Source organism: Hyphomonas atlantica corrig. (genome assembly GCF_000682715.1).
Taxonomy (GTDB): domain Bacteria; phylum Pseudomonadota; class Alphaproteobacteria; order Caulobacterales; family Hyphomonadaceae; genus Hyphomonas; species Hyphomonas atlantica.
The window spans coordinates 1-23,357 of sequence record NZ_AWFH01000045.1; the positions used below are offsets into that span (position 1 = coordinate 1).

Annotated in this window: 21 protein-coding genes and 1 pseudogene; 12 read left to right on the forward strand and 10 right to left on the reverse strand. The window is 60.1% G+C overall.

Annotated features, from left to right (window positions below):
• Window positions 1-60: 60 nt before the first annotated feature.
• A pseudogene (locus tag HY36_RS12705) lies at window positions 61-2,202 on the forward strand (TonB-dependent receptor); the annotation flags it as partial.
• Between the two features lie 78 nt (window positions 2,203-2,280).
• Window positions 2,281-3,225, forward strand: a complete 945-nt coding sequence (locus tag HY36_RS12710; protein ID WP_035553515.1) for a glycerophosphodiester phosphodiesterase family protein — start codon at window positions 2,281-2,283, stop codon at window positions 3,223-3,225.
• 221 nt (window positions 3,226-3,446) lie between these two features.
• Here the strand turns inward: HY36_RS12710 and guaA are convergent, their stop codons facing one another.
• Complete coding sequence (gene guaA, locus HY36_RS12715) at window positions 3,447-5,009, reverse strand: glutamine-hydrolyzing GMP synthase (RefSeq protein ID WP_035553520.1); 1,563 nt, start codon at window positions 5,007-5,009, stop codon at window positions 3,447-3,449.
• Between the two features lie 98 nt (window positions 5,010-5,107).
• On the opposite strand from guaA, the gene HY36_RS12720 reads away from it, so the two are divergent.
• Window positions 5,108-6,154, forward strand: a complete 1,047-nt coding sequence (locus tag HY36_RS12720; protein WP_035553521.1) for an aspartyl/asparaginyl beta-hydroxylase domain-containing protein — start codon at window positions 5,108-5,110, stop codon at window positions 6,152-6,154.
• A gap of 2 nt (window positions 6,155-6,156) precedes the next feature.
• Here the strand turns inward: HY36_RS12720 and HY36_RS12725 are convergent, their stop codons facing one another.
• Together HY36_RS12725 and HY36_RS12730 are read right to left on the reverse strand one after the other, a co-directional pair.
• On the reverse strand, window positions 6,157-7,464 hold the full coding sequence (locus HY36_RS12725) for an RsmB/NOP family class I SAM-dependent RNA methyltransferase (RefSeq protein WP_035553522.1): 1,308 nt from the start codon (window positions 7,462-7,464) through the stop codon (window positions 6,157-6,159).
• Between the two features lie 72 nt (window positions 7,465-7,536).
• On the reverse strand, window positions 7,537-8,439 hold the full coding sequence (locus HY36_RS12730; protein WP_035553529.1) for an NAD(P)/FAD-dependent oxidoreductase: 903 nt from the start codon (window positions 8,437-8,439) through the stop codon (window positions 7,537-7,539).
• Window positions 8,440-8,527: 88 nt separating this feature from the next.
• On the opposite strand from HY36_RS12730, the gene HY36_RS17880 reads away from it, so the two are divergent.
• Window positions 8,528-9,130: a GNAT family N-acetyltransferase gene (locus HY36_RS17880; RefSeq protein ID WP_051602773.1), complete on the forward strand. Its 603-nt coding sequence runs from the start codon at window positions 8,528-8,530 to the stop codon at window positions 9,128-9,130.
• Here the strand turns inward: HY36_RS17880 and HY36_RS18430 are convergent.
• Window positions 9,127-9,816, reverse strand: a complete 690-nt coding sequence (locus tag HY36_RS18430) for a hypothetical protein (protein ID WP_155841912.1) — start codon at window positions 9,814-9,816, stop codon at window positions 9,127-9,129. The two genes, HY36_RS17880 and HY36_RS18430, sit on opposite strands and share 4 nt — an antisense overlap.
• A gap of 9 nt (window positions 9,817-9,825) precedes the next feature.
• Window positions 9,826-11,280: an IMP dehydrogenase gene (gene guaB, locus HY36_RS12745; RefSeq protein ID WP_035553532.1), complete on the reverse strand. Its 1,455-nt coding sequence runs from the start codon at window positions 11,278-11,280 to the stop codon at window positions 9,826-9,828.
• A gap of 166 nt (window positions 11,281-11,446) precedes the next feature.
• Between guaB and HY36_RS12750 the strand changes: the two genes are divergently transcribed.
• The gene (locus HY36_RS12750; RefSeq protein ID WP_051602774.1) at window positions 11,447-12,619 is read left to right on the forward strand and encodes an indoleamine 2,3-dioxygenase; all 1,173 of its coding nucleotides are present in this window, start codon (window positions 11,447-11,449) and stop codon (window positions 12,617-12,619) included.
• 11 nt (window positions 12,620-12,630) lie between these two features.
• Here the strand turns inward: HY36_RS12750 and HY36_RS12755 are convergent, their stop codons facing one another.
• Complete coding sequence (locus tag HY36_RS12755) at window positions 12,631-13,050, reverse strand: hypothetical protein (protein ID WP_051602775.1); 420 nt, start codon at window positions 13,048-13,050, stop codon at window positions 12,631-12,633.
• A 192-nt stretch (window positions 13,051-13,242) separates the two neighbouring features.
• Here HY36_RS12755 and HY36_RS18200 point away from each other — a divergent pair, with 192 nt between their 5' ends.
• Complete coding sequence (locus HY36_RS18200; protein WP_206741200.1) at window positions 13,243-13,548, forward strand: dodecin family protein; 306 nt, start codon at window positions 13,243-13,245, stop codon at window positions 13,546-13,548.
• Here the strand turns inward: HY36_RS18200 and HY36_RS12765 are convergent.
• Both HY36_RS12765 and HY36_RS12770 read right to left on the reverse strand, forming a co-directional pair.
• Window positions 13,545-14,255, reverse strand: coding sequence for an RlmE family RNA methyltransferase (locus tag HY36_RS12765; protein ID WP_035553534.1), 711 nt, complete (start codon window positions 14,253-14,255; stop codon window positions 13,545-13,547). The two genes, HY36_RS18200 and HY36_RS12765, sit on opposite strands and share 4 nt — an antisense overlap.
• A 1-nt stretch (window position 14,256) precedes the next feature.
• Window positions 14,257-15,240, reverse strand: coding sequence for a Ppx/GppA phosphatase family protein (locus HY36_RS12770; protein ID WP_241764204.1), 984 nt, complete (start codon window positions 15,238-15,240; stop codon window positions 14,257-14,259).
• 321 nt (window positions 15,241-15,561) lie between these two features.
• Here HY36_RS12770 and hspQ point away from each other — a divergent pair, with 321 nt between their 5' ends.
• Complete coding sequence (gene hspQ, locus HY36_RS12775) at window positions 15,562-15,891, forward strand: heat shock protein HspQ (RefSeq protein WP_348763852.1); 330 nt, start codon at window positions 15,562-15,564, stop codon at window positions 15,889-15,891.
• 2 nt (window positions 15,892-15,893) lie between these two features.
• On the opposite strand, the gene HY36_RS12780 is transcribed toward hspQ, so the two are convergent.
• Both HY36_RS12780 and rfaE2 read right to left on the reverse strand, forming a co-directional pair.
• Window positions 15,894-16,076 carry a hypothetical protein gene (locus HY36_RS12780; protein ID WP_035553538.1) on the reverse strand — a complete coding sequence of 61 codons (183 nt, stop codon included), beginning with the start codon at window positions 16,074-16,076 and terminating at the stop codon, window positions 15,894-15,896.
• Window positions 16,073-17,533 (reverse strand): D-glycero-beta-D-manno-heptose 1-phosphate adenylyltransferase, encoded by a 1,461-nt coding sequence (gene rfaE2, locus HY36_RS12785; protein WP_035553540.1) that lies wholly within the window; start codon window positions 17,531-17,533, stop codon window positions 16,073-16,075. The genes HY36_RS12780 and rfaE2 overlap by 4 nt, the downstream gene beginning before the upstream one ends.
• Before the next feature lie 115 nt (window positions 17,534-17,648).
• On the opposite strand from rfaE2, the gene HY36_RS12790 reads away from it, so the two are divergent.
• From HY36_RS12790 to HY36_RS12810, 5 genes are all read left to right on the forward strand, one after another.
• On the forward strand, window positions 17,649-19,148 hold the full coding sequence (locus tag HY36_RS12790) for a cryptochrome/photolyase family protein (protein ID WP_241764205.1): 1,500 nt from the start codon (window positions 17,649-17,651) through the stop codon (window positions 19,146-19,148).
• The gene (locus HY36_RS12795; RefSeq protein ID WP_035553546.1) at window positions 19,145-20,461 is read left to right on the forward strand and encodes an NAD(P)/FAD-dependent oxidoreductase; all 1,317 of its coding nucleotides are present in this window, start codon (window positions 19,145-19,147) and stop codon (window positions 20,459-20,461) included. The genes HY36_RS12790 and HY36_RS12795 overlap by 4 nt, the downstream gene beginning before the upstream one ends.
• A complete protein-coding gene (locus tag HY36_RS12800; protein ID WP_051602776.1) occupies window positions 20,458-21,279 on the forward strand; it encodes a DUF1365 domain-containing protein in 822 nt (273 codons plus the stop codon). Before HY36_RS12795 ends, HY36_RS12800 begins: the two co-directional genes overlap by 4 nt.
• The gene (locus HY36_RS12805; protein ID WP_035553548.1) at window positions 21,276-22,499 is read left to right on the forward strand and encodes an SAM-dependent methyltransferase; all 1,224 of its coding nucleotides are present in this window, start codon (window positions 21,276-21,278) and stop codon (window positions 22,497-22,499) included. The genes HY36_RS12800 and HY36_RS12805 overlap by 4 nt, the downstream gene beginning before the upstream one ends.
• A gap of 135 nt (window positions 22,500-22,634) precedes the next feature.
• Window positions 22,635-23,318, forward strand: coding sequence for a hypothetical protein (locus HY36_RS12810; RefSeq protein WP_035553551.1), 684 nt, complete (start codon window positions 22,635-22,637; stop codon window positions 23,316-23,318).
• Window positions 23,319-23,357: the final 39 nt, after the last annotated feature.

Here is a 23,357-nt window from a genome sequence, read left to right on the forward strand (position 1 = left end):
CCTGAAGTCTCAAATACCTGACGACGGACAGGTGAAAACTCGACCGCAGGGAAAGTTGTCGACGATCAAGGCGAGAACATTCGCGCCACTGGCCTCTACGCAACCAGCTTCGGGTCGCAGGATCAGTTCGGATTTGTCGCGGCGGGTTCATTTGAAAAATTCTACGCGACCACGCGCGCCGTTCGGCCAGGTGGTGAAAGCGGAACCTACTATTTCTACACGGATGACCCGGCAAGCAACGCAACCGTCGATTCATTCGCCGATTCCAATGGCTTTGCGGCCCCTCGCCGTAACCAGATCTATTTGTTCGAGAACGAGCAGGAACGCGCCTCAGCTGTCGCCAAACTGGAATGGCGTCCTTCAGCCGCGACGTATGCTTCGTTGTTCGGGGGGTGGTTCTACCAGGATGAACAGGAAGTTCGCCATGAACACCTGGCGATTTCCAACCAGAGCATCCGCCCTGAAAATCAGACTGAAAACACAGGCGACTGGACGCAAGGGCGTATCGAAGCCGGCTACGTTTATCAGCCAGAGGAAACGACTACGACTGCAATTACCGGCCGTTTGACTCACGACTTTTCAGAAGACAATGCAATCGATCTGACAGCATCCTTCTCAAGTGCGGAGGTCGATATCGTCCGGAACATGTCCAAGTTCCTGCCTGCCATGTCCGAAGACACAACCTTTTCCTACGACCAGTCGAGTGGGAATCCGCTTTTGACATTCGTGAACCCAGACTTGTCGAACGACCCGTCCATCTCTTCCAACTCCTACATTCGCGAACGCTATCAGGACATCAAACAGGACCTGATCTATCTCGATGGCGCCTGGATGCACAATTACGAAGAAGATGATCGCGGTTTTGGATACAAACTCGGTGGTTCCTTCGTAAACCGGTCCCATAGTTTTGACCGGGAATATATTGAAGGCGACGTGTTCAACACGGACGGATGCACAGAGGCCGACATTACCAATTGTCCGCTCGTCACGTTTGACCAGTATGTCGAAGATCCAACGTTCTCGACAACAGACCCGAATGTCCGCTTCTTCCTTGTGGACGACGCAGCACTGCGTGCGGACTGGATTGCTCAAGGCAAACCCCAGACCACGGACAGAACGGACAATTCGATCAATACGGACTATGAGATCGATGAAACGATCTACGCTTTCTACGCTCAGGCGGCCTATCAAACGGATCGACTCAAGGTGCATGCCGGCCTGCGCTACGACAAGACCGAGGCTGACGTTGATCTGTATATACGCGACGTCCGTCTGCCCAGCGATCCAGACTCGGCACAATTCGTCCCAGCCAAGCGATCCTACGAATACGACTTCCTGCTTCCGTCGATCATTGCATCCTACGAAGCCACAGATGACGTACTCCTGCGCGCGGCCTACACCCGCACGATTGGGCGACCAAACTTCGAATATATCAAACGGGGTGAAGCCTACAGCGCCCCGGACGACACAGACCCAAGCGATCCTCGCATCTCGATTTCGCGTGGAAATCCGGATCTGAAACCACTCGTAAGTGATAATTTCGACATCTCTGCCGAATACTACTTCGACAATGGCGGCTCGCTTATTTCGATTGCCGGCTTCTACAAGGACGTCGACGATTTGATTTATATCGTTACCGCGGAAATCCCTGATTTTGAGTATGAAGGAAATCTGTATACGGCGACCGTCAACCAGCCCGTCAACGCAACGGGGGCATCTGTCTACGGTGTCGAATTCGGTCTTCGGAAAGACTTCGCAGATCTTCTGCCCGCCCCCTTTGACGGATTTGTGTTTGACGCAAACGCCACCTGGATTGGAAGCGAGTTCACTTACATCAACGCCGAAGGCGATGAGCGCGACCCAGGCGGCTGGGTCAACCAACCAGAGCTCATGTTGAATGCTCAACTCTCATACGAATACGGTCCGTTCGGAGCCAAGATTGCCTACAGCTGGGTTGACGAATATTTGTCAAACATTCTTGCCGACAGCGGTGACGTCTACGACGTCTACGCCCAACCGAATGGCGTGATCGATATGCAGGCTCGATATGAGTTGACAGACCGGATCACAATTCTGGGTGAAGTGCAGAACGTCACGGAAGAGAAACTTGAGTTCAATCGCCGATTCCCCACTGGCGATTTGTTGAGCGGAAATACTCAGCGCGGCCGCGTGGTCTGGCTCGGTGTGAATTTCCAATACTAATCACCTGAAAAGGTGATTGTGCGCTGTCGGATGCCCCACCCCGCATTCGGCAGCGCATTTTTACAGCAAGGATTTTCCATGAAACATTTCACTTTTGCTTTCTCGACGCTCGCCTTGGCCTTGGGTGCCTGCTCCACAAACTCACCAGACACACGCCCTTCAGTTTCGCCATTCGATCTGCCTCCACATCTCGCCAGGACTGTCGAAATAGCGCACGACCCCACTGACCCCTACGTGCTGATTGAGGCGCATCGGGGGTGTTTCTCAACCGAACGCCCAGAGAATACATTGCCATCCCTTGAGCACTGCATCACCATTGGGGCTGACTGGATCGAAATAGATGTTGCGCTCACGAAGGACAAACAACTTGTTCTCATGCACGACAAGACTGTTGATCGCACAACGACTTTGAGCGGAAAGACGACACAATACACGCTCGCGGAAATTACCAACGCAACAATCCTGGATGATGCGGGAAACCCGACAAACCTCACGCCTCCGTCGCTCTCTGATGCGCTCGACCTTATGGCAAATCGCATCATGTTCCGGCTGGACCTGAAATGCGGCAACGGGTGCCTTGATCAAGTGTACGACATGGTCGAGGCAAAAGGTCTGCTCGATCAGGCCGTCGTACCGGAAAGAGCGCGCCGTCGATTGATTTCGGCCGGCCTGACCGACGATCAGATCATTGTCGTCGGTGCCAACATCGAAGCCATTGGCTCACCGGACCAGATACCGGCCCATGTCGACCATGTTCAGGTGAAGGATTTCAAAGCCGACAATCCTCCGATCGAGTTGATGGCCCAGTTTGAACCCGAAACCAGAATGATCGCTTTTCCGTATAGTGATGACCGCTCGGGTGGTCATGGCGACAAGGCTTCTGAAAGCGATCCCGATTCGGGCTGGGGTTGGCTGGTCGATCACGGCATAGACATGTTCCTGACCGATCACCCAGACGCCGCCATCGCGTATTTGGAATCCCGTGGTCTTCGTAACCGCGAAGCTGTCTCCTCGACAAATTAGGCGGTGAAAGGACCCAACCTCCTAATTCCCGCGTCAAATACCATCAGAAAGCCACCACTCTGAACGCGGAAAGACCGCGCAAACTTCTCTGCGCTCAGGCTGCTTACCTCGGGCGAGGCCGTTTAAACCTTGCCCGAGGTTCAGCATAACTGACCTGGAGTTACTCAGCGCCATCGAGACGGCCCACACAGACCGTGACCGGCCCGACTGTCAGAATGAAATCATTCCCACTCAATCGTTCCGGGTGGCTTCGAGGTGACGTCGTAGACGACGCGGTTGACGCCTTTTACCTCGTTGATAATGCGCGTGGCCACGCGGCCGAGGAAGTCGTGTTCGAACGGGTAATAATCCGCCGTCATACCATCGGTTGAGGTCACGGCGCGCAGGGCGAGCACGGCTTCATAAGTACGCTCGTCGCCCATCACGCCGACCGTGTTCACAGGCAACAGCACGCTGAAGGCCTGCCAGATTTCATCATAGAGCCCGGCCTTGCGAATTTCGTCGATATAGATCGCATCCGCCTTGCGCAGCGTATCGGCCTTCTCCCGTGTGATCTCACCCGGAATGCGGATGGCAAGGCCCGGTCCCGGGAATGGATGCCGCCCGATAAAGCTTTCCGGCAGCCCAAGCTCGCGGCCCAGCGCGCGCACTTCATCCTTGAACAATTCACGCAGCGGCTCGACCAGCTTCATGTTCATGCGTTCAGGCAGGCCACCGACATTGTGGTGGCTCTTGATCGTGACACTTGGCCCGCCCAGGGCCGACACGCTCTCAATGACATCTGGGTACAGAGTACCCTGAGCCAGGAAGTCCGCCCCGCCGATCTTCTTTGCCTCTTCCTCGAACACGTCGATGAACAGGCCGCCAATGATCTTGCGCTTGCGTTCGGGGTCCGACACGCCGTCTAACTTGCCCAGGAACAGGTCAGACGCGTCCACATGTACCAGCGGAATGTTGTAATGCTCGCGGAACAGGGTCACCACCTGCTCGCTTTCGCCCTGGCGCATCAGGCCGTGGTCGACGTAGACGCAGGTCAGCTGGTCACCAATCGCTTCATGGATCAACACCGCTGCAACGGAGGAATCCACGCCGCCTGACAGGCCGCAGATCACACGACCCTTGCCCACCTGTTCGCGGATCTTCTCGATGGCCTCGGCGCGGTACGCCGCCATCGTCCAGTCGCCCTTCAGGCCAGCAACACCATGTGTGAAATTGCGGAGCAGCTCACGACCATGCACCGTATGCACGACTTCCGGGTGGAACTGCGTGCCGTAAAATTTCCGCTCGGGGTTCGCGATAATCGCATAGGGCGCGCCCGGCGATTTTGCGATCACACCGAAGCCCGGCGCCATCTCGGCGACATGATCACCATGGCTCATCCAGACCTGCTCACTATCGCCCGCGTGGAACAGGTCTGACAGGATCGGATCATCGACAACTTTTTCGATGAAGGCACGGCCAAATTCGCGGCTCGTGCCGCTTTCCACCTTGCCGCCCAGCTGCTGCATCATCACCTGCTGGCCATAGCAAATGCCCAGCACGGGTACACCCAGCTCAAAGATGGCGTCATCGGCGCGTGGGCTGTCTTCCCAGGTCACGCTGGACGGGCCACCGGACAGGATCACCGCCTGCGGGCCATAGGCGTCGAGAAAGGCGCTATTGACCTTGTTGAACGGGTGAATTTCACAATAGACGCCGCTCTCGCGCAGGCGCCGTGCAATCAGCTGCGTCACCTGGCTGCCGAAATCGACAATGAGGGCGCGTTCATGTCTTTGCTCAGTCATGGCGCCCGATAGCCGAGACGGACAGATTCGTCCACATCTTAAGGGCTGTTCCGCTGCCCCTATTGACGGTTTGGGGCAAAGTGGCTGACCTTCCGGTCATGACTGACACGCTTTCACTCGCCGAATTGAAACAAACCGCGCTGGATCGCGCCCGTGCGGGCGACTGGGCGGGATCAGCTGATGCGCTCCGCACCATACTTGCGCAGGCCCCGAATGATCTGGGCAGCCTGCTCTTGCTCGGCGATGTCAGTCATTCCAGTGGCGACACACAATCGGCATCAGACGCCTATCGCGCGGCCTTATCCCTTGCGGCGCAGGCCCCAAACCTGCCGCCGCCGGTTCAGGCCGGTCTCCAGCGCGCTCAGGCCCGGCTGGCGGAGTATGCCTCAGACTATGCCGCGCGCCTTGATGGTCTGATCCCGCCAGACCAGCGCTCTGCACGATTTCATCAATCGCTCGACATCCTGCTCGGCCGGCAGCGCATCTTCCTGCAGGAGCCGCGGCGCTACTATTTCCCCGGCCTGCCCCAGATCCAGTTCTATGATCCCGGCGCGTTCGACTGGGTGCCGGATCTGGAAGCCAAGACTCCAGTGATCCAGAATGAACTCCGCGCCGTCCTCGCCGAAGATCAGGCGAGCTTCCGTCCCTACATCGAACGCACCAGCGGACATCTCGGCGCGCAGGATCATCATTTGCTCGACAATACGGATTGGAGCGCCTTCTATCTCTGGAAAGATGGACGCAAGGTGGAAGAGAACTGCGCGCGCTGCCCCGCGACCGCGGCGGCGCTGGAGCAAGTTCCGCTGGATTTCGCGGACGGCAAATGCCCGTCGGTTCTGTTCTCTGTCCTGAAGCCCGGCGCGCACATACCGCCGCACAATGGCATGGTGAACACGCGCCTCATTTGCCATCTGCCGCTGATCGTCCCCGGCCCGGCCTGGCTGCGGGTCGGCAGCGAAACGCATCACTGGCAGGAAGGCAAGTTGGTCATCTTCGATGACACGATCGAGCACGAAGCGAAGAACGAGGCCGACCAGACGCGCATTGTGCTGCTGTTCGATGTCTGGCGTCCGGAACTGACCGAACAGGAACGACGCGAAATCGCCTCCCTGCTCGGCGCCATCGACAATTTCAGCGAAAGCTAGGCTCAGCCCGCCTTGCGCAGCACAGCAAAGAAGAAGCCGTCTGTCCCGGCCCGGCGCGGGGTCAGGCGCACACTGCCTGTCGGGGCACGGAATTTCCGGATCATGGCCGCGCCGTCTTCAGTCAGCAAGCCTGAAGCGATTGCCGCTTCCGCCGCATCTTCTTCACTGAAGTCAGCATGGGAAGACAGGAAATTCGCCACGCGGTCTTCGTCTTCCTCAATCAGGAAGGAACAGGTTGCGTAGACTAGCCGCCCGCCCGGTTTCACATATTGGCTCGCCGCCGCCAGGATCTCGTCCTGCTCTCCCATACGCTTCTCAAGCTGGCGTTCTTTCAGCCGCCATTTTGCATCCGGCCGACGACGCCAGGTGCCGGTCCCCGTACAGGGCGCATCCACAAACACACAATCCATCTGGCCGGTCAGGTCGCTCAATTGGGTTGGCTCGCTGGGATGAACCAGTTGCACATTGTGCGCGCCGGAACGCTTCAGGCGCGGGATCAGTGCCGACAGGCGACGCCCATCAATGTCATAGGCAAAGATCTGCCCCTTGCCCTGCATCTGAGAGGCCATGGCCAGCGTCTTGCCGCCGCCGCCAGCGCAATAGTCCAGCACCTGCTCGCCCGGCTGGGCGTTGGCTGCCGCCGCCGCAATCTGCGATCCTGCATCCTGCACCTCGACCCAGCCCTTGGAATAGGCCGGAATACTCTCAAGAGACGCTTCGCGCTCGCTCGGATCGCGCGCCGGAATATGAAACGCATTGACCAGCAACGGGGAGGCTTCCGCCTTGGCGCTGCGTAGCGGCTGGGCCGCTTTCTCGGCGTCCACTTTCAGCGTGTTCACACGAAGGTCCACATCAGCGCGCACAGCCATGGCTTGCGCTTCAACAGCGGCCTCCTCGCCAAACACGCGCGCCATCATCGGCGCCATCCATTCCGGGAAATCGCCCTGCACGTGCGGCGGGGCCACCGGGTCCGGGGCCATCACCAGCCGCTCGCGCTCTTCCAGCGTCAGCTTGCTGGGCGCGTGGTCTTCATCCATCGCGTCGTCAATCTGGCGGATATTCCAGCCCCAGGCATGCGCCAGCGCACCCAGGATCAGGCCGCGCGGGCTGTCATCGCCCATCGCATGGGCAATCGAGTTCTTCTTCCGCAGCGCATCCAGCACCAGGCCGCTGACCCAGGCCCGATCCTTCGATCCGGCATAGCGCGCACGCTTCCCCCAGTCCCGCGCAGCCGATTTCACCGGCTGGTGCCGGGTCAGCACGTCTTTCAGCACGTCAATTGCCGCTGCGATGCGTCCGCCATTGCGCATGGGAATAGCCTCTCGGGTCTCTGCAAACCGCCCTGTTACCGTGCAAATCGGGCGAGGGAAACCGGCAAAGGCTTAACCGGCTGCGTCCAGCACATGCGCTGCCATCGCCTTGCCGCTCTCAATGGCGTGGCTGGCAAGGTCTCCCAGCGCCCAGTCGCCGCCGGCGATCAGGCTGGCTTCGGCATTCGCAACGAAGGGGCGGCCCAGCGGCGTGCGCACCCGCGCATAGCGCCAACGATGGGCCGCAAGATAGTCCGGCTCTCCCGGCACATCCGCCTGCTCCCGGAACGCGTCGAACAGCGCCTGCGCGGCATCATCTTTCTTAAGCTCCAGATTGGCCTCGCTCCACGCTTCGCTGGCGTGCACTGTCCAGCGCTCCAGCCCTGTCTGGCCCGGCTTTGCCAGCATCGGGATGGCTTTCGACAGCGCCCCCTCAAGCGGCAACACCTCTTGCTCCAGTCCCGTCGGATCGGCGAAGGCCAGCAGCAATGTCCAGAGCGGCGACATCTCGGCCGTCTCAACCTCGGCGGCAAGCCCCGCATCCGCCGCGGTCAACGCCGCAGCCTGCACCGGCGGCGCGGTGACAAGAACGCGGTCAAACACGCCCAGGCTCGCGCCCGCCTGATCGGTCAACGCCCAGGCCGCTCCAGCGCGCATCAGTGGCTGCACCTCCACCTGCGTGCGGATCTCCAATCCGTCTGACAGCTTTCGCGCCAGCGCGCTCACGCCCGGCAGTCCGGTCTGGCGCATGCTGGCATCCGCGCCCGGCCACGCCTCGCCGTCGATCGCCACGTTCTCCGGAATGCCGGGCGCGCCGTGATCGATCGGCCCAAACTCTGTGCGCCGCGTCGCCAGACGACCGCCAAGACCGCGGCTTTTCTCGAACACGACCGGTGTGTGCCCCGCCGCCGTCAAGGCGCGCGCCGCGCTCAGGCCCGCTAGGCCCGCCCCGATAATGGCTATCCGCTCTGTCATAGGCGTCTCCCTGTTACCAAGGCTGACCTAGGGCGGCCTCTGGTCAAGTCCCGTCAAAAATGCCGTAATGCCCGCAAGGGAGACACTTATGCTGCAACTGGACCTGCCGGGCGGCCTGCCGCGCGCCGCCCCATCGGATTGGCGACAGCTGGGGGACATCACCGCCGAGGCTTTTTCGGAAGATCCGATCAATCGCTGGATTTTCGGCACGGACGCCGCAATGAAGGCGACCTTCAGACAGCTTGCGCGGGACATCTACCTGCCACATGGCATCTGCCACATGATGGGGGATGACGCGGCAACCATGTGGAGCCTGTCTGACACACGCCAGGGCATGTCCGGCTTTCAGACCCTGCGGCTTGTCTGGTCCCTGATGAGCAAGGGATCAAAAGGCGCCATGAAGCGCGCGATGGGCGCGGGAGAGATCATGGCGAAGCATCATCCCTCAGACCCGCACCTCTACCTCTTCACCATCGGCACACGGAAGGCCGCCCGCGGCACCGGGCTCGGCAAGGCGATCCTGCGCCCCATGCTGGACGCCGCCGACCGCGCGGGCCTGCCCTGCTATCTGGAAAACACCAACCCCGCCAATTCCGGCTTCTATATGAGCCACGGCTTTGAACGGATGGAGATATTTGAAGTGGGGGAAGGCTCGCCGCCCATGGAGGCGATGTGGCGGGGGTCGGACTAATAATTTGGAAGCTGATCAGTCAATTCAACAGCCTTTATTGCTGCTCGAATATCTTCCTTCTGGTCCTTCGTAAAGAAACGAGCACCAGTCCAGTGCTTAGTGAACAGCCAAGGCAAACCTGACTCATCTCGCCACAACTCCACTAACCTATGATGATTTGAAGCACGAATAATACTCTCGAAACTTAAAGAGTAATACTTCGCAAATTTTGCTGAACTCAAACCCGGCGCAATCACACTTTTGGGCTTCACCTCGTCCAACAAAATCTTGTTCATGCGCATGCAAAATTTCAGATGATCTTCACATTCTTCTAGCGGACGACCAAAACGCTCTACGAACTTCGAATTAGTTCTCGGTGAACTCCAAAAGAAAAACTCGGTTTGAAGACTTCCCTTCAACCCACAATAATACTCGACACAATTTCTCCATTTAACACTGTTGGTCGACAACCTGTTGACTTGGTACTCGTCACGAAAGTTCCGCACACGCGTTTGAGGTTGCGCACTGTCGGGGCAAGTTTTCCAATCTTGCTTTGTCTCTCCAGGATTAATCCCGAAGATAACTCGATCAAAACTTGTGTCTCCGGCATCCCATGGGAAATCATATAGAAAATGGTGGGACGATTTTAGTTCGCTGAAAGCATGAGTGTAACGAAGTACTTCGCAGTGCCGAGATTCAGCATCCATCACATCCCCCTACCTTGTCAGCGAATAATTCGGGCTTTCCCGCGTCATCTGCACGTCGTGCACGTGGCTTTCCTGAAGGCCCGCGCCGGTGATCTGGACGAATTCGGCTTTCTCGTGCAGCTCGGTGATCGTCTTGGCACCAACATATCCCATGGCCGCGCGCAGGCCACCCACCATCTGGTGGATGATCGGGCCGAGCGGCCCCTTGAACGGCACTTGGCCTTCAATGCCTTCCGGCACCAGCTTTTCCTGCGCGGCGTCCTTTTGGAAGTAGCGGTCGGCCGAGCCGCGCGCCATTGCGCCGAGGCTGCCCATGCCGCGATAGGCTTTGTACGAACGGCCCTGATACAGGAACACCTCGCCCGGCGCCTCTTCCGTGCCGGCGAACATGGAGCCCATCATGGCGGTTGAGGCCCCGGCGGCCAGCGCCTTGGCAAAGTCACCAGAGAATTTGATGCCGCCATCGGCAATCACCGGAACGCCGCTTGACTGGGCGGCTTCCGCGCACGCCTCGATGGCGGTCAGCTGCGGCACGCCCACACCAGCGACAATCCGCGTCGTACAGATGGAGCCCGGCCCGATGCCGACCTTCACCGCGTCCGCGCCCGCATCGATCAGCGCCTTGGTCGCTTCCGCCGTCGCCACATTACCGGCAATGATCTGAACGGAGTTGGAAATCTTCTTCGCGCGCTCAACCGCCTGCGCCACAGAGATGGAGTGGCCATGCGCGGTGTCTATGATCACGCAGTCGACGCCCGCTTCGATCAGCGCTTCCGTCCGCTCAAAGCCCGCATCGCCGACGGTCGAGGCCGCCGCCACACGCAGGCGCCCGGCCGCATCCTTGGCGGCGTTCGGGTTCACGGCTGCCTTGTCCATGTCCTTCACGGTCAGCAGGCCGACACAGCGATTGTCATCATCCACGATGACCAGCCGCTCGATCCGGTGCTTGTGAAGCAGGCGGCGAGCCTCTTCATTCGATGTGTCCATCTTCACCGTGACGACTTCCTTCGTCATCAGATTGGCGACAGATTCCGACACATCTTCGGCAAAGCGCGTGTCACGATTGGTGATGATGCCCACCACCTTGCCCGCGCCGTCTACCACTGGGATGCCGGAAAAGCCGGTGCGCTGCTTCAGTTCGTTGAGATCGCCCAGGCTGGCCGATGGCGAAATCGTCACCGGGTTCATCACCACGCCGCTCTCATACTTCTTCACCATCGCCACTTCACCGGCCTGTTGCTCGATGGAGAGATTGCGATGGATCACGCCAATGCCCCCGGCCTGCGCCATGGCAATCGCCAGGCGCGCCTCGGTCACCGTGTCCATCGCCGCCGAGATCAGCGGGATGTTCAACGGAATGGCTTTGGTCAGGAAGGTGGAAACATCAACGTCAGCGGGCATGACCTCGCTGGCCCCGGGCTGGAGCAGCACGTCGTCGAAGGTGATGGCTTGTCGGATTTTCATGTGGGGAGCTCCCTTTTTGGCCGCATAAGGGAGTCGCGCTGTTTTGTGAAGTCCCTCTGTGAAAATCCCTGCGCATGGCTGCAATTCCAACAACTTCCCTATGGTCAATCTGCGCGAAGTGTCGTTAGTTTCATTTGTAATCAATTGCTCTGGGAGGAAGCGAGCGATGAAACTGACCGATTATGGATTGAGCCGGGAGCGTGGCTTCCTGTCATCCTTTGACCCGACAGATATTACCCTGCCGGAATTCCTGCAGCCGATCCGCGAGATGGCGCTGGCCCTGCCGCGCATCCTGCCCACGGGCCGCGTCCGCGCGCATCTGGAATCCTTGCCCGCACTGGACCTGACGGACTTCCTCGCCAATGCCAGCGACGCTGAACAACGCATCGCCATGCTGCACTACAGTTTCATGGTGCAGTCCTATGTCTGGGGAGAGAAGGAGCCGCCAAAGGCCCTGCCCGCCTGCCTTGCGGTGCCGATCTGGCAAATCGGCCAAGCCATCGGGCAACCGCCCCTGCTGCCATATTCCAGCTACACACTCGAAAACTGGGGGCGGTTTGATGCTGACGGTCCGATAGACTTGTCGAACATCTACACCATCCAGCATTTCGATGGCGGGCTGGACGAAGCCTGGTTCATCCTCGTCCATGTCGCGATCGAGGCGCGCGCCGGCGAATTGCTGGAAGAAGCCACAAATCTGATCTCGCATCTCTCGAACGGCGATGGTGATGCCGCCGCAATCGAGGCAAGCCTCGCCGCGATGTCGGCGGCATGGGACGACATCAATGCCATATTCGACCGGATGCCAGACCAGTGTGATCCCTATGTTTATTTTCACAGGGTCCGCCCCTGGATTCATGGCTGGAAGGACAATCCGGCCCTCGGCGACGGCCTGATCTATGAAGGCGTCGCCGAAACGAATGGCGCGCCCCAGGCATTCCGTGGACAAACCGGTTCACAATCCTCCATCGTTCCCGCAATGGACGCCCTGCTCTGCGTCGGACACGCCGCTGACCCGCTCCGCACCTTCCTGGACGAGCTGCACGCCTATCGTCCGCCTAATCACAGACGCTTCATCGAAGACGTGCGCGCGCAAAGCTCCCTGCGTGAATATGTGGAGGGCGTGGGCAACAAGGCGATAACTATTCTGTATAATGAAAATGTGTCAAAGCTCGCCCGCTTCCGGACCCGTCATCTTGAATACGCGGCCAGCTACATCAACAAGCAGTCAAAAGGCGGCGCGGGCAATGACCCGGATGTCGGCACCGGCGGCACGCCTTTCATGAAATACCTGAAGAAACACCGCGACGAGGCCGAGGCGCACTTGCTGCCGGTGTAAGAGGGGTGGCGCTAGTCGACGCAGAGCATGGGCGTCGCTCGCCCGTGCTCGACTGTGGCGTAACAGCCAAACGGCGTATCGGTGACCTGGCATGTCCCGGTCACCTTCACGTCCTGGCCCGGCATGTCAGCGGATGAGGTCAGACGGCACTGGCCAAGGCAATCGGAATTGTCCGAACACGCCTTACCTGCATCCGCAAACCTTTGTATGCATTGTTCCCATCCCAACAGGCCATCCCGTGCGACAGTCCCGCCTGCAGCTTCACAGCTGGCGCGTTCGGTCGGGGTGGCGCGCTCTCCCGCGAACTGGATCTTTTCATAAGGATCCGCACCCGACTCGAACCCGCGCCCGTCGGCGTAAACGTCCTGCAAATAGGCGCAACTGGCCAAGGCCAGCGCTGACAACGCGCTCAGAAAAATCCGGCCAAGCATCCCAAACCCTCCACTCACAAAATGCAATCCTTTGCAATTTCTGGAGCCCGCCAATCCGTATGCGCCCCAATCGGTATCGTTAACCGTAACGCTGTGAAAACGCCTGCGCAACTCACGAGAAAATTGGAACCAGATACCCTGCTTTTGCATAGTCCTTGCATAGACCCATCATTCAACAGGACCCTATTATTCGTGGCACGCGCTATGTCTCCCAATCGCCAGATCATCGGCACCTCTCCCATCTCCGTGGATGATGCGATTGATCGTGCACTTGTGCTGGCACGGGACACTTACGGTGAGCCAGACTGGTTCGAAGTGTCGAATACGCGCGGTTTCATCAAGGATGGACGGGTCACGCATTACCAGGTCAGCGTCGAGATCGGCTATGATCCGGTGTGTGCCAATCCGGGCCGCAATCCCGATCACTATCTCAATTCCGTAATTGATAATCGCCGCCGCAATCGCCGCGTGCCGAACACAATCGACCGCCGCTTCTAGCGGCCCTTGAACCCCTTCGCGACAACGAAGATCTCCGGGCTGCCCGCGCGACTGGACGGAGGCTTTATATGCTTAACGGTCTTGAAGTGCGCCTTCAGCGTTTCGAGCACTTCTTTTGTTGCCCCACCCTGGAAGACTTTCGAACAGAAGCTGCCGCCCGGTGCCAGATGCTCAACTGCGAACGCCACGGCCATCTCGACCAGCGCGACCGTGCGCAAATGATCTGTCTGCTTGTGCCCGGTCGTGTTCGCCGCCATGTCTGACAAGACGAGGTCCGGCGCTCCGCTCAGCCCCTCCAGCATGGCCTCGACATCTTCAGGATTGGTCACATCCCCTTCGATGATGTGCGCGCCCTCCATCGGCTCCACCGGCAGCAGGTCGATGCCGACCACTTCCAGCGCGCCCTTCTTGACCGCCACCTGCATCCAGCCACCCGGCGCACAGCCCAGATCAACGACCCGCTGACCCTTGCGCAACAGATCCATTTTCTCATCGATTTCGAGCAGCTTGTAGGCCGCCCGTGCGCGATAGCCTTCATCCTTGGCCTTGCGTACATAGGGGTCCTGCAACTGGCGCTCGATCCAGCGTTTGGAGCTTTCATTCTTTGCGCGGTGCGCAATCACCTTCCGCTCGCTCATCTGGCGGCCGGACGTGTTCTTGCTTTCCTTGCCGGGGCCTTTCCAGCGGCGTTTTCCGTCGTCACTCATATCAATTCTCCGCCGATGGGCTGGACGTCTGGGTTGGGGCTGCCTCGCCCGCGCCGCCACCGCGTTTGCGCCCGCCCCTGCGACGCCGCGCCGGTTTCTTGCCATACATCATGCTCAGCAACAGACCTTCGCGCAGCCCTCGGTCACCAACACGCAGTCGCCCAGCCGGATAGGCCCGCCACAGCGCGTCCAGGATAGCACATCCTGCCAGCATCAGTCCGGCGCGTTCCTCACCGATCGTCGGCAGCGCCGCGCGGCCATCCGGCCCCGCTGCACGCAGCATGTTCAGCACTTCTTCGCCGGACTTGCGGCTCATCCATGTACCGTCAACGCGATCCCGGCGGTACCGGTCCAGTTTCAGGTACACACCCGCCAGGCACGTCACCGTGCCGGATGTTCCGATCAGGTGCGCCCCGCGCAGGCCCATTGCAGACCGGATGGCCTTGGTGCCCTTCCAGTCCTCAATCACCTCGCTGCAATGGTCCAGCATCGCCTGATAGGCCTCAGCGTCCGGCAGGTGCGCATAGGCTTCGGTCAGGGTGACCACCCCCAGCGGCAGGCTCGTCCAGTTCTGGATCGGAGCGCGCTTGATCAGGCCGTTCAGCCCATTGGCGCGGGCCAATTCTGCATTCAACCAGGACAGCTCTGTCGAGCCGCCGCCAATGTCCACTACCAGAACCGATGGCGCATCCTCGCCAATCAGGTCATGGCAGCCGATACTGGCCAGACGCGCCTCTTCCTTCGCGCCGATGATCTTGAAGGTGAGCCCGGCTTCCTTGTGCACGCGCTCAATGAATTCCGCGCCATTCTCGGCCTTGCGGCAGGCCTCGGTCGCGATGCAGCGCACCTTGCCCACGCCATGCGACTTCAGCTTGCGACGGATCGCCTTCAGCGCATCAAGCGCGCGTTCTATGGAAGCGTCGGACAGCCGTCCGGTTTCGTGCAATCCCTCGCCCAGCCGGGCAATCTGGGAATGCGAGTCCACGACACGAAAGGTCTTTCCGTGTGGGGCGGCCACCAGGAGGCGGCAATTATTTGTTCCCAAGTCCACCGCCGCATACAGGTCGGAAGGCTTGGCGGGTCGCGATCGGCTGCGTTTTCCGCGCCGCACCGCTGATTTTTTATCAGCCATAGTGTGGCCCAAGTTTTATCGTTGATGCATGGTGTACCACAGGAGTGGGAAATGGCCAGACGCACAACGCTCTTGGAGAAGCTGCAACGCAGCATCGGGCTCGGCCGCCGCAAGGAGGCCGAGGATCCGCTATTGCTGGACAAGCCGCTGAATCGAGAACAGCGTTACAACGACATCACACCCCTTCTGGCCAAGTTCCAGATTGGTCAGGTCGTGCGCCACCGCCACTTTCCGTTTCGCGGCATCATCTTCGATGTGGACCCCGTCTTCGCCAATACAGACGAATGGTACGAATCGATCCCGGAAGAAGTGCGCCCGCGCAAGGACCAGCCCTTCTACCACCTGTTCGCCGAGAACGAGCGCACGCACTACGTCGCCTATGTCTCCGAACAAAACCTGATCATCGACGATTCTGAAACGCCGCTCAGCCATCCGGACATTCAGGAATGGTTCAATGAGACCGGCCGCGGCCGCTACGAGCTGAAAAAGGGCGTCGCGAACTGACGCTAGTTTGCCGGCCCTTCCGGCGCGCCGGACCCTGACAGGCAGGCAATCACGTCATCCCAGTGCGCCAGGGCCTCTGCGTCTCCTTGCGCCGCGACTTCTGCAGCGCGCAGAGTTGCGATGACTTCGGCATCATCGCCGTACTGGCGCAGCAGCTGCGCCGCCACTTGTACAGCCTGGCTCATTCTGCCTTGGCCCGCGCAATGGCTGCCGTCGTCGACTGGCCGTCCACCAGCGGTACGATATGCACGCTGCCCCCACGCGCCTGCACGATGTCCGCGCCGACAATCGTTTCGATCGTGTAGTCTCCGCCCTTCACCAGCAAATCCGGCTGCAGGGCCTCGATCAGTGCCTGCGGCGTGTCATCCTTAAAGACAACCACGGCGTCCACAGCCATCAGGCCGGACAGGACCCGCGCCCGGGAATCTGCATCATTTACCGGCCGGGTGGGGCCTTTGAGGCGCTTGACGGACGCGTCAGAGTTCAGCCCCACCACGAGCCGCCCACAGCGCGACTTTGCCTCTTCCAGAACCCGCAGATGCCCTGGATGAAGAATGTCAAAACAGCCATTGGTGAAGCCCACAGTCAGGCCCGCTTCACGCCAGGCGGCGATCTGCGAAGTCGCGGCCTCAAGCGACAGATAGCTGACGCCTCCATTGTGCAGTCCCAATTGCAGGGCTGAGAGCAATTCACTGGCCGAGACCGTCGCCGTGCCGGCCTTGCCAACTGCAATGCCGGACGCCGCGATCGCCAGCGCCACCGCATCGGCAAGGTCGCCGCCCCCCGCAAGGCCAAGCGCCAGTGCAGCAATACTCGTATCGCCTGCGCCGGAAACATCATAAACCTCCCGCGCCTGCCCGCTCAGATGCACGATCGGCTCGCCATTTGCGGCATAGGACATGCCCTTCGCGGCGCGCGTGACCACAATCGACTTCGCGGGCAGCGCCGTCTGCGCCGCCGTCAGCGCGTCTTCGATCTCCTGATCGGTCTCGACGGGCAGCCGCATGGCGGTTGAGAGTTCGCTGGCATTCGGCTTGATCAGGTCTACCGCGCCATACCGGGCGAAATCCCGCCCCTTCGGGTCTGCGATCACAGGAATGCCATACGTCTTCCCGGCTGCCAGCGCCGCGGCGATGACACCATCCGTGACGGCACCCTTGGCATAGTCTGACAGGATGATGACGCTGGCCCGGCTGGCTTCATCGGCGATGGAGGCGATCAATTCCGCCTCGGACGCCGCGCCGATGGGGCTCGTATCTTCGGCGTCCACGCGCAGCAATTGCTGGCCACCCGCCACAAAACGCGTCTTCAGCGTCGTGGCTCGCTCACGCATGGCGATCAGGTCCGCTTCCACGCCATCGATATCGCCCAGCAGCGCGGCCAACTCACGGCCTTCGCCATCATCGCCGACCACACCGATCAGCGACACGGCAAGACCCAGCGACGCCAGATTTCGCGCCACATTGCCCGCGCCGCCCGGCATGGCCGATTCCCGCGTCCGACGCATGATGGGCACTGGCGCTTCGGGAGAGATGCGCGTCACACCGCCATAAATGAACCGGTCCAGCATGACGTCCCCGACGCAGACAATGCGTTTGCCCGCTGCAGCGCGAACGAGACCGGGAAGATGTGCGCCTGACATAATTCATGAATCCCTTTGGGGGTTTTGATTCTGAGCCGTTTTTAAGTGGTATACCTGTCCATATAGGGTGGCGGAAGGCTAAGGCTCACTCCGGCGTGATCCAATCTGCGCGCCCATGCGTAAACACATCAGAACCGCTCGCATGCAATCCGGAGGTCTTGTGTCACAATCTGCGCCCGCCATCGTCTGGTTCAGGGAAGATCTGCGTTTATCGGACAATCCTGCATTACATGCTGCAGTGGCATCGCATCGGCCGCTTATCCTGCTTTACATCCACGATGAAGAAACAGACGGCCTGCGCCATCATGGCGGAGCATCGAAATGGTGGCTCGACAAATCCCTCCGTGCGCTCGCGGGCGACATAGAAGCCGCTGGCGCCCAGTTGACCCTGCGCTCTGGCAAATCCAACGAAGTCCTCGATGCTGTCCTGAACGTCACCGGGGCGGACGCGGTGTTCTGGAACCGTCGCTACGACAAGCCTGAGCGCGATCTGGACGCCCGCATCAAGGCAGATCTCACCGAACGCCGCATCGACGTGACCAGCTATAATGGCCGCCTGCTCAACGAGCCCTGGGCGGTCGAAACCAATGCGGGCGGCTATTACAAGGTCTTTACGCCCTATTGGAAACAGGCACGCCAGTGCATCAATGCCCGCGACACGTATGGTCGTCACAAGACGCTGAACGGACCGGACGTCGACAGCGAGTCTCTCGACGATTGGGGCCTGCATCCAACCAAGCCAGACTGGTCGACCGGCTTCGACGATTGGACGCCCGGAGAGGACGGCGCACTCGCCCGGCTGAAGGAATTCCTCGACGGGCCGATCAATGGCTACAAGGACAATCGCGACCGGCCTGACTTGGACTGGTCGACATCCGGCCTGTCCCCGCATCTCCGCTTCGGAGAAATCGGCCCGCTGCAGATCTGGCGCGCTGTCCATGCCGGCATGGAAGCGGGCAACATCCACGAAAAGGATGGCATGCATTTCCTGTCCGAAGTGGGTTGGCGCGAATTCTCCCACACGCTGCTCTACTACAATCCGGACCTCGCGACGGAAAACTACAACGACTCCTTCCAGCACATGCCCTGGCGCACGGACGAGACCGCGCTGGACGCATGGAAGAAAGGCCAGACCGGCTACCCGATGGTCGATGCCGGCATGCGCCAGCTATGGCAGACAGGCTGGATGCACAACCGGGTACGGATGATTGTCGCGTCCTTCCTGACCAAACATCTTCTTCTGCCCTGGCAAGAAGGCGAAAAATGGTTCTGGGATACGCTGGTCGATGCCGATCCGGCGAACAATTCCGCCAGCTGGCAATGGACCGCGGGGTCCGGCGCTGACGCTGCGCCCTATTTCCGCGTGTTCAACCCGATCAGCCAGGGAACCAAGTTTGACGAATCCGGCGACTATGTGCGCCGCTTCTGTCCGGAACTGAAAGACCTGCCCGACAAATACCTCCACGCCCCGTGGGAGGCCGACAAGGCCACGCTGAAGAAAGCCGGCATCACGCTGGGCGAGACCTATCCGAAACCCATTGTCGACCATTCTGCCGCGCGCCAGCGCGCCCTCGACGCCTATGATACGCTGAAAGAAAAAAGAGACGCCTCATGAAGAAAATCGCCATCATCGGTTCCGGCATTTCGGGTCTCGGCGCAGCCTGGGCGCTGCGCAATTCCGCACACGTAACAGTTTTTGAACAATCAGGCCGGGCCGGGGGGCACGCATGCACGCATGCGTTCGACTATGACGGTCATGAAACGCGGGTTGATCTCGGCTTCATTGTCTACAATGCGCTGAACTATCCCAACCTGATCGGCTTCTTTGATGCGCTCGGCGTCGAGACGCAGGCGTCGGATATGAGTTTCTCCGTGTCCGACCCGAATGGCTGGGAATGGGCCTCGACCCTGAACGGCATCTTCGCCCAGCGCCGCAACCTGCTCAGCCCGCGTTTCCACCGCTTCTGGCGCACCATCCTGCGCTTCAACGACATTGCCCGCGAGGAACTCGCCGCTGGCCACATCACCGATACAACGCTCGGCGCCTGGCTGGAGCGGCACGGCTTCGACGAGGATTTCCGCGTCAATTACATCCTGCCAATGGGCGCGGCGATCTGGTCGACCTGTGAAGACAAGATGCTCGACTATCCCGCCATGAGCTTCTTCCAGTTCTTCGACAATCATCGCCTGATGCACAAGGAGCGCCCGAAGTGGCGCACCGTGTCCGGCGGCAGCAATCACTATGTCCGCCGCGTTGTGGACACGCTCGGCGACCGTATGCGCCTCGATGCGGGCGTCGAGCGTCTTTTCCCCTTCGGTCACCAGACCGCCCTCGTCACGTCGGATGGCCGCCGCGAGGTGTTTGACGAAGTCATCATCGCCACGCATTCAGATCAGGCCCTGCGCCTGACGCAGGAACACTACGAAGATCAGGCCTTTCTGCTCCGCTCCGTTCGCTATCGCCCGAACCGCATCTATCTTCACCGCGACCCTGCCCTGATGCCCGCCCGCAAGGCGGCATGGGCCAGCTGGAACGTGATGAAGCAGGACAGCGGAGACATCTGCCTGACCTATTGGATGAACCGCCTTCAGGGCCTACCGGATGAACGCCCGCTGTTCATCACGCTGAACCCGGATACACCGCCGCGCGACGATCTGGTCTTTCACGAATACGAGTTCGACCATCCGCAGTTCGACGCGGCCGCCGAGGCTGCCGTGCGTGGCCTGAAGCGCATTCAGGGGCAGGATGGCCTCTGGATCGCCGGGGCATGGATGGGGCGCGGCTTCCACGAAGATGGCCTGAAATCCGGCCTGTCGCCCGCGCTTTCGCTCGGCGGTTCGGTTCCGTGGACACCGGAAGGCGTGGACATCGTGCAGCCAATGCGCAAGCCTCGCCTTGTGGAAGTCGCTGCCGAGGTATCTGTGTGACGAAACTGACCGCCCAGCCAGCCCTGAGCCTCTGGACCGGCCAGACCGTCCATGTGCGCTACACCCCGTTCGAGCGGCGCTTCGCCTACAAACTTGTGCTGATCGACCTGGACATCGACCGTCTCGATGAGGCCGCCGCATCTTCTGCTCTGTTCAGCGTCAACGCTCCGGGCCTGTTTGCCTTTCGCACACAGGATCATGGGCCGAAACAGGCAGGCGCGCCCTTGCGTCCCTGGGCTGAGGCGGAACTCGCCAAGGCAGGTGTCAGCCTCGATGGCGGCGCGATCCGGCTGGTCACCTTCCCGCGCCACCTGTTCTACAAATTCGCGCCACTCTCGCTCTGGTATGGCTACGGACCGGATGGCGACCTTCGCGGTATCATCTATGAAGTGAACAACACTTTCGGCGAAAGCCATAGCTATGTCGCCGCCGTAAAGGCCGGCCGCAACCGTCACAGCGCGCCGAAATCCTTCCACGTCTCGCCTTTCTTCGACGTGACCGGAACCTATCGCTTCACCCTGCGTTCGCCGGAAGACAAATTGGGGGTGGTCGTGGAAAGCCTGAAAGACGGAAATTGCCTGCACATGGCCAATATCACGGCCCGCAAGCGGCCCGCGACCCGCGCAAACCTGCTCAAACTCGCTGTGACAAACCCACTTTCCACGCTTGGCGTAACCGTCGGGATCCACTGGCAGGCCTTGAAGATCTGGCTGCGCGGCGCAGGCTATCGCAGCAAACCCAATCCGCCAGAAACAACCTCAACCATTGCCTTGCCGTTACAGATACGTAATGCTGGGAAACGGAGGGATGCCGCATGACCGAGGTCATACACGCCAGCGCCCAGACCATTCGGAACCTCAAGGATGTTCCGGCAAGCTTTCGTCTGGCCGCCTTCGCGCTGCTGAACACACAGAGTGGCAGCATATCCTTTGTCCTGCCGGGTGATCGTGTCCTGGAATACCGACATGACGAAACCGGTCCGCACGCGACCATTATCGTGCACAATTACGACTTCGTGAAACGCGCCATGGCAGGCGGGGATGTCGGCTTTGCCGAGGCGTATATGGATGGCGACTGGTCCACGCCGGACCTGACCGCCGTGTTGCGCTTCTTCTCGGCCAATTTCGACAATATCGGAAAGCTTGCCGTAGGCGGAACGCTTGTTCGCTGGATCAACATGGTCCGCCATATCTTCAATCGTAACTCCCGCGAGGGCGCGAAGAAGAACATCATGGCCCATTATGATCTGGGCAATGATTTCTACAGCCTTTGGCTGGATCCCAGCATGACCTATTCCTCGGCCATCTTCGATAGCCCGAACATGAGCCTCGAACAGGGCCAGCACAACAAATACAGCAACATCTGTGACCGGATCAGTGCCGGGCCGACTTCGGAAATTCTTGAAATTGGGTGCGGCTGGGGCGGCTTTGCCGAATACGCCGCCAAGCATCGCGGCTCGAAAGTCACGTGCCTGACCATTTCGCCCTCACAGCGCGACTTTGCCATGCAACGGATGCAGAAGCAGGGCCTGAACGAGCGCGTAGAGATCCGGCTGGAAGACTACCGGGATCACAAAGGCTCTTATGATGGCGTCGCCTCCATCGAAATGTTCGAAGCGGTCGGGGAATCCTACTGGCCCAGCTATTTTGCGAAAATCTTCGAGAGCCTGAAACAGGGCGGCAAGGCGGCGCTGCAGATCATCACGATTGATGACCATCTCTTCCCCAGATACCGCAAACGGGTGGACTTCATCCAACGTCACATTTTTCCGGGCGGCATGTTGCCCAGCGAGACAGCGCTGAAAGACCAGTTCCAGTCTGCGGGCCTGCGCCATGATGGTGTCACCTATTTCGGCCAGGATTATGCCCGCACCTGCCGTGAGTGGGCGCGTGATTTCAACGCCAATTGGGACACGATCTCGAAATTGGATTTCGATGAGCCTTTCCGCCGCATGTGGAATTTCTACCTGTCCTACTGCGAAGCCGGCTTCACCGATGGCCGCATCAATGTCGGCCAGTTCCAGGTGTCAAAGGCTTAGGTTCGCTCCGCCTCTCCGGCGAAAGCCGGGGAGACGGCCCCCATAATGCCCCACAAACCTTCCCGAAACTTCAATTAAAACAACACCCCACCAGATCCGAATCCGACAGGTAAATCCGCCGCGCATCCTGCTCGCATGTCGGATTTGCGCTACACCCCTCCCACCGAAATCCGCTCGGCGGTCTGGCTGATGCTGAACGTGCTCAGCCTCGCCGTGATCTCCCTGCGAGAGCGGTTTGGCATTGCGCCGTGTACGCCTTTCTTGCCCCGGCATGTCCTCAGCAGCCTGTCCAGCTTTCTGGCCCAGGCTGAACCGGCGCTGCGCCGATGTCTCTATCTCAGCGCGGCAGAGCTCGGCGCCCTGCCCGCACCGGCCCCCATCATGGCGTCGCCTAACAGGAAATCCCGGCCCGGCAATGCCGTCGCTCGTTCGTCGGCACCTCCGACATTTCGACTGTTCGAAGCCGGCTTAGGCCGCAAGGACGCGTCGCCCCCACCCAAGACCTTCCGCACCGGTCCGCGCATCCGCTTCCTTGATGGAGATGATACGCCAGACATTCACGAATATGATGCGCACTCTGATGACATCCTGCCGGCTCGCGCACTCGTGCGTCGGCTGGCCGCCTTGGACCACGCGCTCGACCATCGAGACGTCTACATCCGCAAGCTCCGCCGCGCCCTCGGTGCGCCGCGAGCCTTGCTCAAACCCATCGGCAAACGCCTCTACCGGCGCGGCCCGCTCAGCTTCCTGCAATGCCAGACGGCCCGGGCGCTGGAGGCGGAAGCGCAGGCCGTCCAGCCCTATTTCAATTCATCCTAACACGCACAAAAATGAAAACTTGTCACCGGCCGGAGCCTC

Coding starts and splice junctions, on each gene's coding strand:
- HY36_RS12710 (WP_035553515.1), top strand. CDS start 2,281: ATGAAACATTTCACTTTTGCTTTCTCGACGCTCGCCTTGGCCTTGGGT.
- guaA (WP_035553520.1), bottom strand. CDS start 5,009: ATGACTGAGCAAAGACATGAACGCGCCCTCATTGTCGATTTCGGCAGC.
- HY36_RS12720 (WP_035553521.1), top strand. CDS start 5,108: ATGACTGACACGCTTTCACTCGCCGAATTGAAACAAACCGCGCTGGAT.
- HY36_RS12725 (WP_035553522.1), bottom strand. CDS start 7,464: ATGCGCAATGGCGGACGCATCGCAGCGGCAATTGACGTGCTGAAAGAC.
- HY36_RS12730 (WP_035553529.1), bottom strand. CDS start 8,439: ATGACAGAGCGGATAGCCATTATCGGGGCGGGCCTAGCGGGCCTGAGC.
- HY36_RS17880 (WP_051602773.1), top strand. CDS start 8,528: ATGCTGCAACTGGACCTGCCGGGCGGCCTGCCGCGCGCCGCCCCATCG.
- HY36_RS18430 (WP_155841912.1), bottom strand. CDS start 9,816: ATGGATGCTGAATCTCGGCACTGCGAAGTACTTCGTTACACTCATGCT.
- guaB (WP_035553532.1), bottom strand. CDS start 11,280: ATGAAAATCCGACAAGCCATCACCTTCGACGACGTGCTGCTCCAGCCC.
- HY36_RS12750 (WP_051602774.1), top strand. CDS start 11,447: ATGAAACTGACCGATTATGGATTGAGCCGGGAGCGTGGCTTCCTGTCA.
- HY36_RS12755 (WP_051602775.1), bottom strand. CDS start 13,050: ATGCTTGGCCGGATTTTTCTGAGCGCGTTGTCAGCGCTGGCCTTGGCC.
- HY36_RS12765 (WP_035553534.1), bottom strand. CDS start 14,255: ATGAGTGACGACGGAAAACGCCGCTGGAAAGGCCCCGGCAAGGAAAGC.
- HY36_RS12780 (WP_035553538.1), bottom strand. CDS start 16,076: ATGAGCCAGGCTGTACAAGTGGCGGCGCAGCTGCTGCGCCAGTACGGC.
- rfaE2 (WP_035553540.1), bottom strand. CDS start 17,533: ATGTCAGGCGCACATCTTCCCGGTCTCGTTCGCGCTGCAGCGGGCAAA.
- HY36_RS12790 (WP_241764205.1), top strand. CDS start 17,649: ATGCGTAAACACATCAGAACCGCTCGCATGCAATCCGGAGGTCTTGTG.
- HY36_RS12795 (WP_035553546.1), top strand. CDS start 19,145: ATGAAGAAAATCGCCATCATCGGTTCCGGCATTTCGGGTCTCGGCGCA.
- HY36_RS12805 (WP_035553548.1), top strand. CDS start 21,276: ATGACCGAGGTCATACACGCCAGCGCCCAGACCATTCGGAACCTCAAG.
- HY36_RS12810 (WP_035553551.1), top strand. CDS start 22,635: ATGTCGGATTTGCGCTACACCCCTCCCACCGAAATCCGCTCGGCGGTC.